We start from the raw sequence: 15,927 nt of genomic DNA on the forward strand, positions 1-15,927 counted from the left end.
GTGCGCACCTTTACGCTGGCGCGCGTGTTGTTGTTCTTCTGTTCTGCCGTTCGGCGGTTCGTTCAACCGGCGGGCCGTTCGTAAAGCTTAAAGCTGCGCCGCCTTTTGATACTGATTCGCGACGCTCACGCGGCGCATCGCAGCCGTGTATTCCGCCTGCAATTCCACCTGCGTGGTTTGTGCGTCGGCGACGATCGCGTCGTTGCGCGCGACGATCGAGCGGATCACATCGAGCGAGCCCTGAACCTGCTGGGCGTCGAGCGACATAATGAGCGGCGACCGCAGTTCGGCAAGTCGCGCGGCTTCGGGCCAGTCGGCCAGCGCGGCCGCATGCTCGATTTCGCCGGTCAGTGCCAGCACTTTCTCGATCAGGGCAGATTGCTCCATGTGCGGTTCTCCGTGCTATTACTTGTTGGTCGCGAGCGCGCCGGCGCTGTTCGTGCCGCCGAAGAGCTGCGTCAGGTACGCCGAGTTGTTGCTCGTCGTGGCCATCAGCGTGTTGAGCGCGGTGAACTGCGCCGAGTACTGGCTCGTCAGTTGCGCGATGTAATCGTTCAGGCTCGTCTGCTGCGTCGTGAGACTTTTCAGGTCGGAGTTCAGCGCGCTGGTTCGCGCATCGATCATGCCGCCCGTCTGCGTGAAATTCGTGATGCTGGTGCTGAGCTTCGCGCCGATACCGTTGGTCGAGTTGAAAATCGACGCTACGGTTGTCGAATTGTTCGTCAACGCGTTGTTGAGCGCCGTGCTATCCACCTGCAGCGTGCCGTCGGCCTGCAGCGAGATGCCGATCGAGCCGAGGCTGTTGGTCGTGCTGCCGTCTTTCACACCGCCTGCAATGATCGAAGCCAGCGTGTTCTTGATCGTGTTGAGCGTGGAGTCGCCGAGCAACGGGCCTTGCGTCGTCGCGCCAGACGTGTACTGCGCGAGGGTGCCCATCGTCGTCACGACGGTGTTGTAGAGCGACACGAAATTGTTGATCGTGCTGGCCTGCGTCGCGGTGTCGGTTGCCACGGTCAGCGTCTGCGTGGTCGCCGGAGTCGTAACCGCTGCGGAAGTCAGGTTCAGTGTGACACCCGCGATCGCGCTGGTCACTGCGTTCGTCGAACTGGATGCCGCGATGCCGTTGATGGTGAATTCGGCGTCCTGCGCGGCAGAGCTTTGCGTCCACGCGTTCGAGCCATTCGCCGACACAATAGACGACTGGCCGCCCGTCGTGCTGGCAGTGGACGTCACGCCCAGGCTCGACAGACCGTTATCGCCCGTCACGTTGTTGACTGCGACGCTGATCGTACTCGCCGCGCCGCTCCCGGAAGAGGCGAGCACGAGGTGGGCGCCGTCGGTGCCGTTGACGACCGTCGCGGTAACGCCAGGATTGCCGGTCGCGCCGTTGATCGCAGCGGCGATGCCGGCCACGGTGTTATTGCTGCTGTCGATCGATACATTGAACGACTTGCTGCCAAGTGAAATGGCGAGCGTTCCGGAGCCAAGTGTCTGATTCGCGGTGAATTTGGAAGACGTAAGCGCCTGCGCCGTTGCGATTTGCGAAACGGCGACGCTATAGCTGCCCGCGACCGCGCCCGTTTTGGCCGTCGCGGTGATGCCGGTGCCGCCCGTCATGGTGGCGGTGAAAGTGGATGCAAGCCCGCCGTTGGACAGCGAGCTGAGGCCGGTCTCCAGCGCGCCGAGCGCGGCCGAGAGCGTGCCGAATGCGGAAATCTGGGTGTTGTCGCTGCTTTGCTTGGCTGCCATTGCTGCAACCTGGCCAGCAGTTTTGGAGTTCACGAGCGCCGTGACGAGCGAGTTGACATCCAGCGAGCTGTTGCCGGTCGCGCCGCTGATGACCGACTGCATGGCCTGCTGCAGGGCTGCGTTGTCGGCTGCGACTGTCGCCGAGGCTGCGCTTGCCGCCGATGAACTCGTAATCGTTGACATGGAAATGCTCCGTGCGTCCGTTTTGATTCGTGATTGACGTGACAGAAGTGCAGGATGGAAGGCGAACCTTCCATCGGATAGCTAAAAACCGGACAACGCGCTTGACGCGCGAAGCCCGGTCAAACTTCAGAAGCTATTACTGGAGCAGCTTCAGAACTTGCTGCGGCTGCGAGTTGGCTTGCGCCAGAACCGAGATACCGGCTTGTTGCAGCACTTGAGCCTTCGAGAGGTTAGCAGTTTCCTGCGCGAAGTTCGCGTCGGTGATCTGCGATTGTGCCGACGACAGGTCGGTTGCTTCTGCTTGCTGCGACGTTGCAATCGCAGTGAAGCGGTTCTGAGCTGCACCGAGACTTGCCTGCAGGTTGCTCACAGCGGTCAGTGCGTTGTCGATTGCGACCATTGCCACGTTCGCGCCGCTAACCGTGCTGATGTTGAGGCTCGAAACCGTGGTGTTGGATGCGTTGACTGCACCGATTTGCGCCGTTGCGGCGAGGACCGACGAGTCCAGGGCGGCGTTCGTCTGGTCGTAGGCAGCCGTGTTCATCGTCAGCGTCGTGACCGGCGCACCCGTCGTGGCGTTCGTCTGGGCACCTGCCGAGAAGATCGTGCCAGCAACCGTCGAGCTGATCGCCGAGCCGTTCTGATCGGTGAAGCTGAAGCCACCGTGACCATCCGACAACACGTTGATCGACGTGATGATGTTTGCGCTCGGCGTGGTGGTTGCCGCTGCGCCGGTTGCCTTGTCGATGTCGAGACCGCTGATCGTGCCAGCCAGTTGGCCGGTTGCCAGGGAACCGCTACCCAGGCTAGCTGCCGACATGCTCTTCGACAGGTCGAGGTTGATCGTCTGACCGACGTTCGCGCCAACCTGGAAGCCCACGATACCAGCCGAGCCGTCCAGAATGTTCGTGCCGTTGTACGTCGTTTGCGACGCGATACGGTTCACTTCCTGGATTTGCTGCGCAACTTCTTTCTGCAGTGCTGCCTGGTCCGACGAGGACATCGTGCCCGTCGAAGCTTGCACAGCCAGCGTACGGATACGCTGCAGGCTGGACGTCAGCGAGGACAGCGCGCTCGACGCCGTCTGAATCAGCGACACGCCGTCGTTCGCGTTCGACACGCCCTGGCCCAGACCGTTGATCTGGGTTTGCATACGCGTCGAGATCGCCAGACCTGCTGCATCGTCAGCCGCGCTGTTGATGCGCTTGCCCGACGACAGGCGGGTGATAGCTTGCGACAGGGCGCTTTGCGAGCCGTTGAGGTTTTGCTGTGCAACCAGCGAGTTGATATTGCTATTGATTCCGAGCATGGAAAATCTCCTAAATAAGCCTGAGCCCAATACGCCACGTTGGCATCGGCGGAAGCACTCGTTCATTGCTGGCCGCCTCAGTGAAGGTTGACGGCCCCCCTAAAAAAAACTTGAGGGACTTTCTTTTATCGCGCTTCAATCGCTATCGCGGGCGAGGTTTGTGCGCCCCGCCCGACAAGGGTTTGCGGTGCGATGCATGAGTGCGCTGCACGATTTGAAAAGGCGGCGTATTCTCTTTTTCTCTTGTGAACCAAGCCGGAAGAAATCATGCAAAGACGCCGCATTGGACGCTCGGAATTGCAAGTCGCACCGCTTATGTTCGGCGGCAATGTATTCGGCTGGACCGCCGATGAGGCGACGTCATTTTCGATTCTGGATGCCTTCGTCGACGCCGGCCTGGACTTCATCGATACGGCCGACGTCTATTCGGCCTGGGCGCCCGGCAATCAGGGCGGCGAGTCCGAAACCGTCATCGGAAAGTGGTTCCGGCAGAGCGGCAAGCGCGACAGGATCGTGCTGGCGACGAAAGTGGCGAAGCATCCCCAGCGTAAGGGACTGTCGGCGGCGAACATTCAGGCGGCGGTAGAAGACTCGCTGCGCCGCTTGCAGACCGATTACATCGACGTCTACTTTTCCCACGAAGACGACACCGAAACGCCGCTTGCCGAGTCGCTCGGCGCTTACCAGCGGCTGATCGAAGCCGGTAAGGTGCGAGTTATTGGTGCGTCTAACTACGGCGGTGCGCGCGTCGAGGAGGCGCTTGCCATTTCCCGCCAGCACGGGCTGCCCGAGTATCAGGTATTGCAACCGGAATACAATCTGTACGACCGCGCCGAATATGAGACCGACATCGAGCCGGTCGCGGTGGCCCATCAGTTGGGGGTGGTCGTGTATTGGAGCCTCGCGAGCGGATTCCTCTCGGGAAAGTACCGTTCGCGGGACGATCTTGCCAATAAGGCGCGGGGTAGCCGTGTCGAAAAGTATCTGAACCCACGTGGTTTGCAGATTCTTGCGGCGCTCGACCGAGTTGCGGCGCGGCATGGCAGCACGCCGGCCAGCGTCGCGCTGGCATGGTTGATGGCGCGCCCGAGCGTGACGGCGCCGATTGCGAGCGCGACGTCGCTGCAGCAGCTGGAAAGCCTTGTCGCCGCGGTTCACCTGACGCTCACGAGTACCGACATCCGCGAACTGGACGATGCGAGCGCATGAATCGCCCGGATGGCCTGGCGTAATCCCTAAACCCCTGGTAGCATGGAGAGTTTCCTGATATCATCGGGAGTGAATTGAGATCTTTGCCTGTTTCGTCATCGGTTTTCCGTTGGTGAAAGGTTGGCGAAACGGCAGCAGACGCGGCTTTGCAGTACGTCTGTCCGCGTTCCGCGGTGAGCTCCGCACCTCTCTTTTCCGGCCTCCGTGGCCGCTTTGCCTCTCGTTTCATTCGTGGTTTGGCCGGGTTCTCCCGCGTTTGCCTGTTACTGGCCATGAATCGAAACGACCGGAGGGCCGGCGCGTGAGCGGTCTCCGCCACGCAATCAACCCATATCAAGTGATTGAGTTAGGAATTACATGACGACGATTCTTCTGAAGGAAAACGAGCCGTTCGAAGTGGCGATTCGCCGCTTTCGTCGCGCAATCGAAAAGAACGGCCTGATCGCAGAACTGCGTGAGCGCCAATCGTACGAAAAGCCGACCACGGCACGTAAGCGCAAGAAAGCTGCTGCTGTGAAGCGCCTGCACAAGCGCCTGCGCAGCCAGATGCTGCCGAAGAAGCTGCACTAAGCAAGCTTCTCAGCACGTCAGAACGGCGGTGTGAGCTTCGAAAGAAGCCACACCGCCGTTTTGCTTTGTGGTCGCGTTGACGCGGCTTTACCGTGTTGGAGCAGGCCAGCGCGGCGCCGTGCTCAGGCGTCGCCAAACGACGCCTCGCGCGTGGTTACGCCGCGCTCTTCAACTTGTGCACGGAGAGCCCGAATTGACGCGCGATCGAGTTCAAGCGCTCGTCCCACTCCCACGTGCCGAACACGTCGTGCACGTTTTGCAGGCAACTGAGCAGATCGACGGTGGCCTGATCGTACACATTGATGCGCGACCGCAGCAGCGCTTTCCTCAGCGCTGCCACGCCGACGTCCATATACTCAGGTGCCGCGACGGTCGTCTTGCCGATATAACGCACGGGCACGCCTTCCATAGCCGTCATATAGTCGCGCAGCTTGATGAAGTTGCCGACTGGGCAGCCGCCACAATAGCCGCGATAGGCGCCGCCTCCGCGTGGCAGCAGTGCCGCGCGCTTCTGGGCGAAAAGGTGGCTCACGGCCCGGTCGAAAATGTCCTGATGGGTGAGGAAGGTAAGGGTTTTCATGGTTGGTCTCGCGATGCTGCGCGGTGGTTACTCGTTGATGAGCGTCTGATACCAGTATCCAGCCTGCGTTCGTTGGCCAAGCCCCGACTAGCATGGCGAAAAGCCTTCAATTCCGGGCTTTGCCGCGTGACTCAGGCGGCGCTCAAGCACAGCACAAGCAGGCTCAAGCAGGTTCCAATCGCGATTGGCTGCGGCAAACGCAGCGACGCTCATAACCGTATAACGACCGGCATCCGTGATAAGCGCAGCAGGGCTTTACCGGATAGCGGTTTCGACCGGTGTGCGAGGACCGTGTAGGCAGGCGAGCGCTGCCTCCCACGCGCCCGACACCGTCACCGGATAGTCCCCGCGGCTAACCGGCCTTACGAGCCCGTCCCTTCTTGCCGAGGGCGGCGCAGCGCGCGCGGCACATGCAGGTCACCTCGTGATCGTTCACCATGCCGACCGCCTGCATGAACGCATAACAGATAGTCGAGCCGACGAACTTGCAGCCATAGCGCTTCAACGCTTTGCTGAGCGCATCGGAAACTTCCGTCGATGCCGGCGCGTGCTTGTACGACGCCCACTCGTTCTGAATCGGCGTGTTGTCGACGAAAGACCAGATGAAGTCGGCGAGCGATCCGTGTTCCACCCGGATCTGCTGCACGGCGCGCGCATTGTTGATGGCGGCCTCGATCTTGCCGCGATGGCGCACGATGCCTTCGTCCGCCACGAGCGTGTCGACGTGCTGCGGCGTGAAGCGCGCGACCTTGTCGATATCGAACTCGGCGAACGCGCGCCGGTAACCCGCTCGCTTGTTGAGAATCGTCGACCACGATAGTCCGGCTTGCGCGCCTTCCAGCACGAGCATTTCGAAGAGATGCTCGTCCTCGCGCGACGGCACGCCCCATTCGGTGTCGTGATACTGTGCGAGCGCTTCGCTCGATACCCAATTGCATCGTTGTGTCATGTGGCGCTCCCGGTAGTCATGTCGCTCGCCAGCATAGCGGAACGCCTGGGCGTCGCAAGCTAGCCGTTGGGCCAATTGCCGGATCGAAACAGACCTGCCACGCTATGCACATTTCCCAGGAAACGCACCTCTCCCAATGAACGAAGACCTATTTCTGATCGGCGTTGACGGCGGCGGCACCGGCACACGCATCGTGCTGGCCGACGCGCACGGGCGCGAGTTGGCGCAGTCGGCAAGTGGACCGTCGGGTCTGGGGCTGGGCGTCGAACGTGCGTGGCAAGCGATCGCGGCCGGCTGTGCCGATGCATTCGCGCAGGCGGGCGCCGCGCTCGACTGGTCATGCTGCGTACTGGGTTGCGGTCTCGCGGGCGTGAACAATCGCGACTGGCTGGCGGCATTTCTCGCGCAGGCGCCAGCTTTGGCCGGGCTCGCCGTAGAAAGCGATGCATACACGACATTGCTCGGCGCACATGGCGGCGCGTATGGCGTGATTGTCGCGCTCGGCACGGGCAGCGTCGCGGCGGCGGCCGACCGTGACGACGGCGAATACCGGACCGTCAGCGGTTATGGTTTTCCGTCGGGTGATGAAGCGAGTGGCGCCTGGCTCGGAGTGCGAGCCATTGTTCACGCACAGCACGCGCTCGACGGACGGGGGCCGAACGACGACCTCGCGCAGGCGCTTCTCGCCCACGTCGGCGCACACGATCGCGACGAACTCGTCGTGTGGCTTTGCGAAGCCAATCAGACCGCGTATGCGAGCCTCGCGCGAATCGTGATTGCACACCGCGCGCATCCATTTGCCGCATGGCTACTCGGCGAAGCGGGTGTTCAGATCGGCAAGATGATTGCCGCGCTCGATCCATCTGGGGCATTGCCCATAGCCTTGTGCGGCGGCCTCGGGGCGCCGTTGCGCGAGTATGTGCCGCAGATCTATCAGGCACGTTTGCGCGAACCCTTGTCCGACTCCGCGCATGGGGGCTTGCAGCTGGCGCAGCATGAAGCCGCGCGGCTTGTGGGCAACGCGTGAACCAGTGTCTGACCGGCGTCCGACTTGGGCGCGGGCGCCGCGCGTTCAATGCTGGCGGAAAGCGTTCGAGGCCCATCTCGGCATCGACGGTAAAATAGCGCCTTCCACGCTGCTCGCCTGCTCACTATGTATAAAGTCATCGCCACGGATCTCGACGGCACGCTGCTCAATGCCGACCATCAGGTCGACCCGTTCACGGTCGCCACCGTGCGCAAGCTGGAAAGCGACGGCGTGCAATTCGTGATCGCAACGGGCCGCCATTTCTGCGACGTCGCGGGTATTCGCGACATTCTCGGCATCAAGCCGTACCTGATCACGTCGAACGGCGCGCGTATCCATGCGCCCGACAACACCGTGATCCACGCCGACGACCTGCCGCCCGCTATCGTGCAACGTCTCGTGCAGCCCGGAATTGTCGGTGAGCACGGTCGCGTCATTGTCAATTTGTTCGCCGACCAGGTGTGGCTGATCGACCGTGACGCGCCGGAGCTGTTGAAGTTTCATCAGGATTCCGGCTTCACCTACGAAGTCGCCGAACTGCTCGCGCACGACGGCGTCGATATCGCCAAGGTTCTTTACATCGGCGATCCGGCAGATCTGGCCACGGTGGAGGACAATCTCGCACGCGAGTTCGGCGACGCGCTCTATGTGACGTATTCGCTGCCGGACTGCCTGGAGGTGATGACGTCGAACGTCTCGAAGGGACGCGCGTTGCAAATCGTGCTCGAGCGCGTGGGCGTGGAGGCTGCGCATTGCGTGGCTTTCGGCGACAACATGAACGATATCGACCTGCTCGAAACGGCCGGCCATCCGTTCATGATGAACAACGCGAATCCCGATCTGATCACACGGCTGCCGAACGTGCCGCGTATAGGCAACAATTTCGAAGCGGGCGTCGCGCATCACTTGCGCAAGCTGTTTTCACTCGACGACGAACTGACGGCCTGACGACCGAAGTCCTGAATGCGACCGGCCCGCATCGCACGATGGCAGATGCGGGCCGGTTGACTACATGCCGGAGTCTTTCCGGCTCTCGTTGCGACTTAGCTACTAGTCGTAACCATTAGTCGCGCCATCCGCCACGGCGGTCGCCGTGATCGCGCCGGTCGTCGTGACCCCAACGGCGGTCGTCCCGATTCCAGCCGTGCTCGTAACGGTGGTCGCCGCGATAGTAGTCGCCGCGATCGTAGCGATGGCCCCAGCCGCCGTTGCCGTAGTACACCGGTTGCGGTGCTGCATAGACCGGCGCGGGGCGAGTGTAGACCGGCGCGCCGAGCGACAGCCCGATGTTCAGATCCGTGTGTGCTTGCGCTACACCGCATGCGCCCGCTGCAAGACCTGCGGCAACCAGCAATTGAGTGACGATGCGTTTCATATTGTTCTCCATGCAAGAGCCTGCTGTGAAGCGACGAGTGTTTGTCGCACAGGTTCAATCTACGCATTGCGTCTCATGAGTACTGCGACCAGATGTTACGGACTGCAAGCATCGTCGCAGGGCTTGAAAGCATCCACTCGCGCGTGGTCTGCGTCGGATCGGCGCCACTTATTGAAGGGAAAGCCTGTCGCAGCGGGGCGTTGGGGCGTGCAAGCGGCGCGCGCATCGAATTGGCGGCAACGAAGGCGGGCGTTTGCCGGCATGGCGCGTAATCCCGGCTTACATCTGTATAACGGATTAATCTGGTCCTTTCGACGAATCCGCTGAGATCGCCGGGCGTGAAACGGCCGCGAAGACCCACAATAGATACAGCTTAAGCCGCTGCTCCGCCTCTCCGGCACGCGGTCTTCATAAAGAAACGGGCGCCGTAGCGCCCGCTCGAACCCGCAGCCAACCGTTTCCGGCTAGTCCAGTGCCAGCTTCCGCGCGTTACCGCCGCGGCTTTCCGCGACCAGCGGATACAACACGCCGGCAATGGCGGCGCCGATGATCGGCGCGATCCAGAAGAGCCACAACTGATCCACAGCAGCCCCGCCGACGAAAAGCGCCGGGCCGGTCGAGCGCGCCGGGTTGACCGAGGTGTTGGTCACCGGAATCGAGACAAGGTGAATCAGCGTAAGACACAAGCCGATGGCAATAGGCGCAAAACCGGCCGGCGCGCGTTTGTCAGTCGCTCCGAGGATGACGAAGAGGAAGAAGCCTGTCATTACCGCCTCGCAGACGAACGCCGCGGCGAGCGAGTAGTGGCCCGGCGAGCGCTCGCCATAACCGTTGCACGCGAAACCGCTCGCGACGAGTTCGAAGCCGGGCTTGCCCGAGGCGATCAATGCCAGCACCGCCGCGCCCAGCACGGCACCGACCACCTGCGCCACGATGTAGGGAAGCAGGTCGCGAGCCGGGAAACGGCCGGCCACTGTCAGGCCGACGCTCACCGCCGGGTTCAGATGGCAGCCCGAAATGTGGCCGATGGCGTACGCCATGGTCAGCACCGTCAGCCCGAACGCGAGCGATACGCCGACGAACCCGATGCCGAGTCCATGCACCGGACCGGCGAAATTGGCGGCCAGGACAGCGCTGCCGCAGCCTCCCAGCACAAGCCAGAAGGTGCCGAACAGCTCGGCAGCAAGGCGCTTTGACAACTGCATGATTGGTAATCCTAAAATAGTTGATGCTCTGAAAGCACGGAGTCTGGGCGCACGCTCCGGGCAGGCGCGTGCCTTTGAGCGCCCAATTCTAGGGAAAGATTCGCCAATCGGGTGTCAAGAATTGTCAATGCCGGGCGGCATTACCGATTATTCCGGGATAAAGCTGTTTTGCAATTCATCGTCCTTAATAATTATCAGAAGATACCGTCCTAAACCAGTAATGTTATCCATTGCGAATTTTTATAATTACAGTTAGTCTGCGAAGCGAATGAGATCTAAAAGGGGAGAACCGGAATGTCTCAATATGCAGACCTCAAGGCGCAGATCGCCAAATTGCAGGCACAAGCAGAAGAAGCCCGCCGTACGGAAATCGACAATGTGATAGCCGACATCCGCCAAAAAATCGCCGAATACGGCCTGACTGCACAGGACCTCGGCTTTGCAGTAGCGGCCAAGCGCGGACGCCCGCCCAAGAAGGCGCCGCTGCCGGCTAAATATCAAGACCCGAAAACGGGTAATACCTGGAGCGGCCGCGGAAAACCGCCCAAGTGGATCGTCGGCAAGAACCGTGAACGCTTTTTGATTGGTGCAAGCTGAGTCGTTCGAGAGCGAACGAAAGCGAATTGAAGGATCGGTGCGAGTCCGGGTTTAGTGGGCTGTTCTAATCGGACATGGAAGCGCATCCACATCGCCATTAAAAAAGCCGCCTTTGCGAGGCGGCTTTTCTGTAAATGAAGCGGGATAAGTCCGAGTTACCGTTTGCGCAAACGATTCACGTGGAAAAAATACCTGCATTCCGTGCGTCAATCGAAAAGCGGTTGAGGCATGTGAGCCTGGATGGCGACAGAGTACTGGCCCGTTGAAAGCACCAGTATCCTGGTTGCGCCGCCATCTGCAGGCTCATCACGCTTTAGCCCACCGCAACCTGGCGCAGCATCGGCCGACGCGAAGCCTCGATCAGCGCCGAATATGCGTCAACGTAGTTGCGTGCCATCGTCTTCGAACTGAAACGGCGTTCGAACTGCGCGCGGATTTCGCTGCGCGACAACTCGTCCAGGCGTTGAAGCGCCGCCACCGCGCCCTGCACGTCTTCGACGATGTAGCCGGTCACGCCATGGTCGATCACTTCCGGCACCGAGCCGCGGTTGAACGCGATCACCGGTGTGCCGCATGCCATCGACTCGATCATGACGAGCCCGAACGGCTCGGACCAGTCGATCGGAAACAGCAGCGCCTTCGCACCCGAGAGGAACTCGGGCTTTTGCGCCTCGTTGATCTCGCCGACGAACTCCACATGCGCCTGCGACAACAGCGGCTCGATCTCACGCTTGAAGTAGTCCTGGTCGGCCTTGTCCACCTTGGCCGCGATCTTCAGCGGCAAACCGCTTTGTGCAGCGATCTTGATGGCTGTGTCGACACGCTTTTCCGGACAGATCCGGCCCAGGAACGCGAGGTATTCCGGCTTCTTGTGTGCCTGCGGCGTGAGCAGCTGCTCGGGCAGGCCGTGATAGATCGTGCTCAACCAGTTTGCTTGCGGCAGCGGCAGGCGCTGCGAATCGGAAATAGAAACAACCGGTGCTCCCGAGAACGCATCGAACACGGGCTGCAACTCCGGCAGATCGAGGCGGCCGTGCAGCGTGGTCACGAACGGCGTGTCCATTGTCGAAAACAGCGGGAACGGCATGTAGTCGAGGTGGAAATGCAGCACGTCGAACTCGTGTGCGACCCGGCGCACCTTTTCCATCATCAGGATATGTGGGGCCAGCGCGTCGCGAATCGTCGGATCGAGGCGCAGCGCACGAGGCCAGCACGCGTCGAGCTTCGCGGAAGTCGCCGAGTCGCCGCTCGCAAACAGCGTGACGTCGTGACCGTCGTCCACCAGTGCCTCGGTGAGGTACGACACGACACGTTCGGTGCCACCGTACAATTTCGGCGGGACTGCTTCATACAGCGGCGCAATTTGTGCGATTCGCATGCGTTTCTCCTGTTGAGTACGGCTTCGCACAGCGGCGCTCGGGTAGAGCGAGGAGCGAATGCCTGACGGACGGTTGGGCGCGGTAGCCGCCGCCCGGGGGTGCTCCGAATCTGCATCGGGTTATCCCTTAGCTTCATTATCGGGATCGGCCGCGCCAATTCGAGTTATTTTTCAAACGCTTAACCTTGTTACAGCGCGAAACACGAGACGTTACACAAGCTCAGGCAGGCTTTCGGCGCTTTTAAACTGGTTCTGGCGGGGGATGACGACCGTTCCTCGAACCGCCGCGCTCCCTTGTAGCAAGCGCCGAGCCTGGACCGCAAGGTCGGAGATAATACACAGTGGTGAAAACGTCTTATAATCCGGCTCACCGTTGAACGGTGCGGCTCGACCGCTTAACGTGCTCACCGCTTGGTCCGTTCCCGGGCGGGTTATGATTCACCGCGCATAGCGGCCCGGATCTCCACGTCCGTTAATCTGCTTAAACCGACCCAAAATCACAGCGCTGTAGGAAAAACTCCTACATGAATGACGGATTAATCCGTCAAACAAGCTGGGTGTCTGTCCGATTTCGTTTCGCCCCCCCTTTCGAGACAATGCTTGCAAGACTACAAACGAGCCGACCGGCGCGGTTTGACTGCGCGCGTTCGAGCAAACGTTTCCGTAACGGCCTGACCAGCCAGATACACCCCGGGGGAATCATGAGCGCGACAAGCGAAATGCTCACTGAGATCAGAGAAGTCAACCTGTCTTATCTCCTGCTCGCGCAGCGCCTGCTCCGCGAAGACAAGCCGATGGGCATGTTCCGCATGGGGATTTCGGACCAGTTGGCCGACGTGCTCGCCAACCTTTCGTTGGCGCAGACCGTGAAGCTGGCGGCGTCCAATCAGGTGCTGTGCCGCTTCCGTTTCGACGATCACGCCGTGCTGTCCGCGCTCGCGGACAAGGGCAAATCAAGCGCCGTTGCGCAGGCGCACTCCGCGATCCTGATGGCAAGCCAGCCTGTCGAGCAACTCGGCTGATGGCGGTCCGCACAAGGCAAGCAATCGGGACGGAAACGTAAGCGGATGGCCTATAAAAGTGTGGTGCTCGAAGTCAGGGAAATCACCCTGGCCATCGAACTGATCGAACTCGGCGCGCGTCTGCAACTGCTCGAGGCGGAAACCAGCCTGTCGCGCGACCGGCTCATCAAGCTGTACAAGGAACTGAAAGGGGTCTCGCCGCCCAAGGGCATGCTGCCGTTCTCGACCGACTGGTTCATGACGTGGCAGCCGAACTTTCACTCCTCGCTGTTCTACAACATCTACCGCTTCATGGCCGACCATGGCCGCTGCGCGACGATCCAGTCGATCGTGAAGAGCTACCGGCTTTATCTCGAGCACGTGCAGTTGCACGAAGACGAACCCGTGCTCAGTCTCACGCGCGCATGGACGCTCGTGCGTTTCTTCGATTCGGGGATGCTGCAGATTACGCCCTGCTGCCGCTGCGGCGGGCATTTCGTCGCACACGCGCACGACCCGAAACACGGCTTTATCTGCGGGCTGTGCCAGCCGCCTTCACGCGCCGGTAAGACAAAGAAAGTTGCCGACGCCCGCGCCCGCGAGAGCCTCGCTGCGTTCGCCGCCTGATCGGCAAGCGGGCCGCCGCCGTGCGGCCCTCCTTCATCTCCCCGCCCACTGGGCGCTGCCGCCCGGCTGATTACCGCGCCGGGCCGCGCGCATCGCGTCTCTCACCGGCCGCGCCCGCCTCTGGTTTACACCGGCGCGGCTAGCCGCTTTTCCGTCAAAGTTTTCTGGTGCGTTGCCGTAAACCAGTTTAACGACGGTCACCGTCGCTTCTTTGTGAGGGCTCCGCAGTGCTGATTTTCGTGGGAACACTCGTGACGCTTTTGTCCGTCTTCGGCGGTTACGCGCTGGAAGGCGGCCATCTCGGCGCGCTGTTGCAGCCCGTTGAAGTGCTGATGATCGTCGGCGCTGGCGTAGGCGCGTTCATCCTTGGAAACGGGATGAAGACGATCAAGGCAACGCTGCGCGTCATTCCGACCCTGTTCAAGGGCGCGAAGTACAACAAGGACGTCTATATGGAGCTGATGGCGCTCCTTTACGTCCTGCTTGCCAAAGCGCGCAAGGAAGGCACGCTGACGCTGGAAGCGGACATCGACGATCCGTCGAAGAGTCCGATCTTCACGCAGTACCCGAAGATTCTCGCTGACCATCACATCATCGAGTTTCTGACCGACTACCTGCGCCTGATGGTGGGCGGCAACATGAATGCGTTCGAAATCGAAAGCCTGATGGACGAGGAGATCGAGACGCATCACCAGGAAGGCGAAGCGCCCGCGCATGCGCTGAACAAGGTGGGCGACGCGATGCCGGCGTTCGGTATCGTGGCCGCGGTGATGGGCGTGGTGCACACCATGGCGTCCGCCGACAAACCGCCCGCAGTACTCGGCGAAATGATTGCGCAGGCGCTGGTCGGTACGTTCCTCGGCATTCTGCTTTCGTACGGGCTGATCGGGCCGCTTGCGAGCGTCGCCGAACAGCGCGTGACCGAGTCGACCAAGATGTTCCAGTGCATCAAGGTGACGATTCTCGCGAGCCTGAATGGCTATGCACCCGCGATCGCCGTCGAGTTCGGCCGCAAGGTGCTCTTCTCGACCGAGCGTCCGTCGTTCGCCGAGCTCGAAGAGCACGTGCGCCGCGTGAAGGCCAAGTAAGGGCCCCGGGAACGAACCGATGAGCAAGGACAAAGACCGCGCCATTGTCGTCAAGCGCGCAGCGCCGAAGAAGGCCGGCCACCATGGCGGCGCCTGGAAGCTCGCGTATGCGGACTTCATGACCGCGATGATGGCGTTCTTCCTGCTGATGTGGCTGCTGAGCTCGGCATCCACGGTGCAGTTGAAAGGCATCGCGGAGTACTTCAACCAGCCGTTGAAGATCACGCTGTGGGGCGGCGACCGCAGCGCGGAAGACTCGAGCATTCTGAAGGGCGGCGGCCGCGATATCTCGACCGACGCGCAAGGAGTGACGCGCGCAACGGACGGTACGAACAATCGCGCCGAGCGCACGGTCTCGCACAGCAGCGAAGACTCGATGAAGCAGCTGCAAGGCGAACTGGAGCGACGCGAGCAGGTCCGGTTGCACGATCTGCAAGTGAAGCTGATGGCCGCGATCGAAGCGAATCCCGTGCTGCGCCAGTTCAAGCAGCAGATACGAATCGATTCGACGCTGACCGGCTTGCGCATCGAAATTGTCGACTCGCAAAAGCGGCCGATGTTCGCGACCGCGAGAGATCAGGTCGAGCCGTACATGCGCGACATTCTGCGCGAGATCGGCCACACGCTGAACGATGTGCCGAACCGCATCATCGTCCAAGGACACACCGACGCCGCGCAGTACGCGGGCGGCGAGAAGGGCTACAGCAACTGGGAACTGTCCGCGGACCGCGCGAATGCGTCGCGCCGCGAGCTGATCGCCGGGGGCATGGACGAAGCAAAGGTAATGCGCGTACTCGGCCTCGCGTCGACGCAGAACCTGAACAAGGCGGACGCGATGGATCCGGAAAACCGCCGCATCAGCATCATCGTTCTGAACAGGAAGTCAGAGGAGGCGCTCGACCACGACGACTCCACTACGACGACCTTGTCGGACGATGCAGCCGGCTCGAAGCCGCTGCTGCAAAAACTGGCGCAGCCGGCGACGGCCGCGCCCAAGGTACCGGCGATAGCGCCGGCGGCTCGGTAACAGAAAGGCGGTCGTCCCGCTGCTCCATGCGCCTCACTGGCGCGGACAGCGAG

General features: G+C 61.3%; 17 protein-coding genes. 9 read left to right on the forward strand and 8 right to left on the reverse strand.

The annotated features are described in order from the left end of the window. Positions 1-87: 87 nt before the first annotated feature. The 3 genes from BCA01S_RS11090 to BCA01S_RS11100 all read right to left on the reverse strand — a co-directional run bounded on the left by BCA01S_RS11090 (position 88) and on the right by BCA01S_RS11100 (position 3,241). Complete coding sequence (locus tag BCA01S_RS11090; protein WP_027776941.1) at positions 88-387, reverse strand: flagellar protein FliT; 300 nt, start codon at positions 385-387, stop codon at positions 88-90. Between the two features lie 18 nt (positions 388-405). Further along, positions 406-1,932 (reverse strand): flagellar filament capping protein FliD, encoded by a 1,527-nt coding sequence (gene fliD / locus BCA01S_RS11095; RefSeq protein WP_027776942.1) that lies wholly within the window; start codon positions 1,930-1,932, stop codon positions 406-408. Positions 1,933-2,068: 136 nt separating this feature from the next. After that, on the reverse strand, positions 2,069-3,241 hold the full coding sequence (locus BCA01S_RS11100) for a flagellin (protein WP_027776943.1): 1,173 nt from the start codon (positions 3,239-3,241) through the stop codon (positions 2,069-2,071). Between the two features lie 267 nt (positions 3,242-3,508). Between BCA01S_RS11100 and BCA01S_RS11105 the strand changes: the two genes are divergently transcribed. Both BCA01S_RS11105 and rpsU read left to right on the forward strand, forming a co-directional pair. Beyond that, a complete protein-coding gene (locus tag BCA01S_RS11105) occupies positions 3,509-4,450 on the forward strand; it encodes an aldo/keto reductase (RefSeq protein ID WP_027776944.1) in 942 nt (313 codons plus the stop codon). Between the two features lie 357 nt (positions 4,451-4,807). Next, complete coding sequence (gene rpsU / locus BCA01S_RS11110; protein WP_006050883.1) at positions 4,808-5,020, forward strand: 30S ribosomal protein S21; 213 nt, start codon at positions 4,808-4,810, stop codon at positions 5,018-5,020. Between the two features lie 154 nt (positions 5,021-5,174). Here rpsU and BCA01S_RS11115 read toward each other — a convergent pair whose 3' ends face one another. Next, positions 5,175-5,600: a hypothetical protein gene (locus BCA01S_RS11115; RefSeq protein ID WP_027776945.1), complete on the reverse strand. Its 426-nt coding sequence runs from the start codon at positions 5,598-5,600 to the stop codon at positions 5,175-5,177. Between the two features lie 352 nt (positions 5,601-5,952). After that, positions 5,953-6,549: a DNA-3-methyladenine glycosylase I gene (locus BCA01S_RS11120; RefSeq protein ID WP_027776946.1), complete on the reverse strand. Its 597-nt coding sequence runs from the start codon at positions 6,547-6,549 to the stop codon at positions 5,953-5,955. 136 nt (positions 6,550-6,685) lie between these two features. On the opposite strand from BCA01S_RS11120, the gene BCA01S_RS11125 reads away from it, so the two are divergent. After that, on the forward strand, positions 6,686-7,576 hold the full coding sequence (locus BCA01S_RS11125) for a glucosamine kinase nucleotide-binding domain-containing protein (RefSeq protein ID WP_027776947.1): 891 nt from the start codon (positions 6,686-6,688) through the stop codon (positions 7,574-7,576). Between the two features lie 126 nt (positions 7,577-7,702). Next, positions 7,703-8,524: a Cof-type HAD-IIB family hydrolase gene (locus tag BCA01S_RS11130; protein ID WP_027776948.1), complete on the forward strand. Its 822-nt coding sequence runs from the start codon at positions 7,703-7,705 to the stop codon at positions 8,522-8,524. 115 nt (positions 8,525-8,639) lie between these two features. Here the strand turns inward: BCA01S_RS11130 and BCA01S_RS11135 are convergent, their stop codons facing one another. Next, entirely contained in the window at positions 8,640-8,951 is a 312-nt protein-coding gene (locus BCA01S_RS11135) for a PXPV repeat protein (RefSeq protein WP_027776949.1), read from the reverse strand. 464 nt (positions 8,952-9,415) lie between these two features. Then, positions 9,416-10,156 carry an aquaporin Z gene (gene aqpZ / locus BCA01S_RS11140; RefSeq protein WP_027776950.1) on the reverse strand — a complete coding sequence of 247 codons (741 nt, stop codon included), beginning with the start codon at positions 10,154-10,156 and terminating at the stop codon, positions 9,416-9,418. Positions 10,157-10,450: 294 nt separating this feature from the next. Here aqpZ and BCA01S_RS11145 point away from each other — a divergent pair, with 294 nt between their 5' ends. Further along, positions 10,451-10,753 carry an H-NS histone family protein gene (locus BCA01S_RS11145; RefSeq protein WP_006050891.1) on the forward strand — a complete coding sequence of 101 codons (303 nt, stop codon included), beginning with the start codon at positions 10,451-10,453 and terminating at the stop codon, positions 10,751-10,753. 313 nt (positions 10,754-11,066) lie between these two features. On the opposite strand, the gene BCA01S_RS11150 is transcribed toward BCA01S_RS11145, so the two are convergent. After that, complete coding sequence (locus BCA01S_RS11150; RefSeq protein ID WP_020070722.1) at positions 11,067-12,131, reverse strand: glycosyltransferase family 4 protein; 1,065 nt, start codon at positions 12,129-12,131, stop codon at positions 11,067-11,069. Between the two features lie 701 nt (positions 12,132-12,832). On the opposite strand from BCA01S_RS11150, the gene flhD reads away from it, so the two are divergent. From flhD to motB, 4 genes are all read left to right on the forward strand, one after another. Continuing rightward, positions 12,833-13,153, forward strand: a complete 321-nt coding sequence (flhD, locus tag BCA01S_RS39025; protein ID WP_013340869.1) for a flagellar transcriptional regulator FlhD — start codon at positions 12,833-12,835, stop codon at positions 13,151-13,153. 45 nt (positions 13,154-13,198) lie between these two features. Beyond that, on the forward strand, positions 13,199-13,759 hold the full coding sequence (gene flhC / locus BCA01S_RS11160; RefSeq protein ID WP_027776951.1) for a flagellar transcriptional regulator FlhC: 561 nt from the start codon (positions 13,199-13,201) through the stop codon (positions 13,757-13,759). Positions 13,760-13,986: 227 nt separating this feature from the next. After that, positions 13,987-14,847, forward strand: a complete 861-nt coding sequence (gene motA, locus BCA01S_RS11165) for a flagellar motor stator protein MotA (RefSeq protein ID WP_006050895.1) — start codon at positions 13,987-13,989, stop codon at positions 14,845-14,847. 19 nt (positions 14,848-14,866) lie between these two features. Next, the gene (gene motB / locus BCA01S_RS11170; RefSeq protein ID WP_027776952.1) at positions 14,867-15,874 is read left to right on the forward strand and encodes a flagellar motor protein MotB; all 1,008 of its coding nucleotides are present in this window, start codon (positions 14,867-14,869) and stop codon (positions 15,872-15,874) included. The last annotated feature ends 53 nt before the right edge of the window (positions 15,875-15,927 follow it).

This window comes from Paraburkholderia caledonica NBRC 102488 (genome assembly GCF_000685095.1).
Taxonomy (GTDB): domain Bacteria; phylum Pseudomonadota; class Gammaproteobacteria; order Burkholderiales; family Burkholderiaceae; genus Paraburkholderia; species Paraburkholderia caledonica.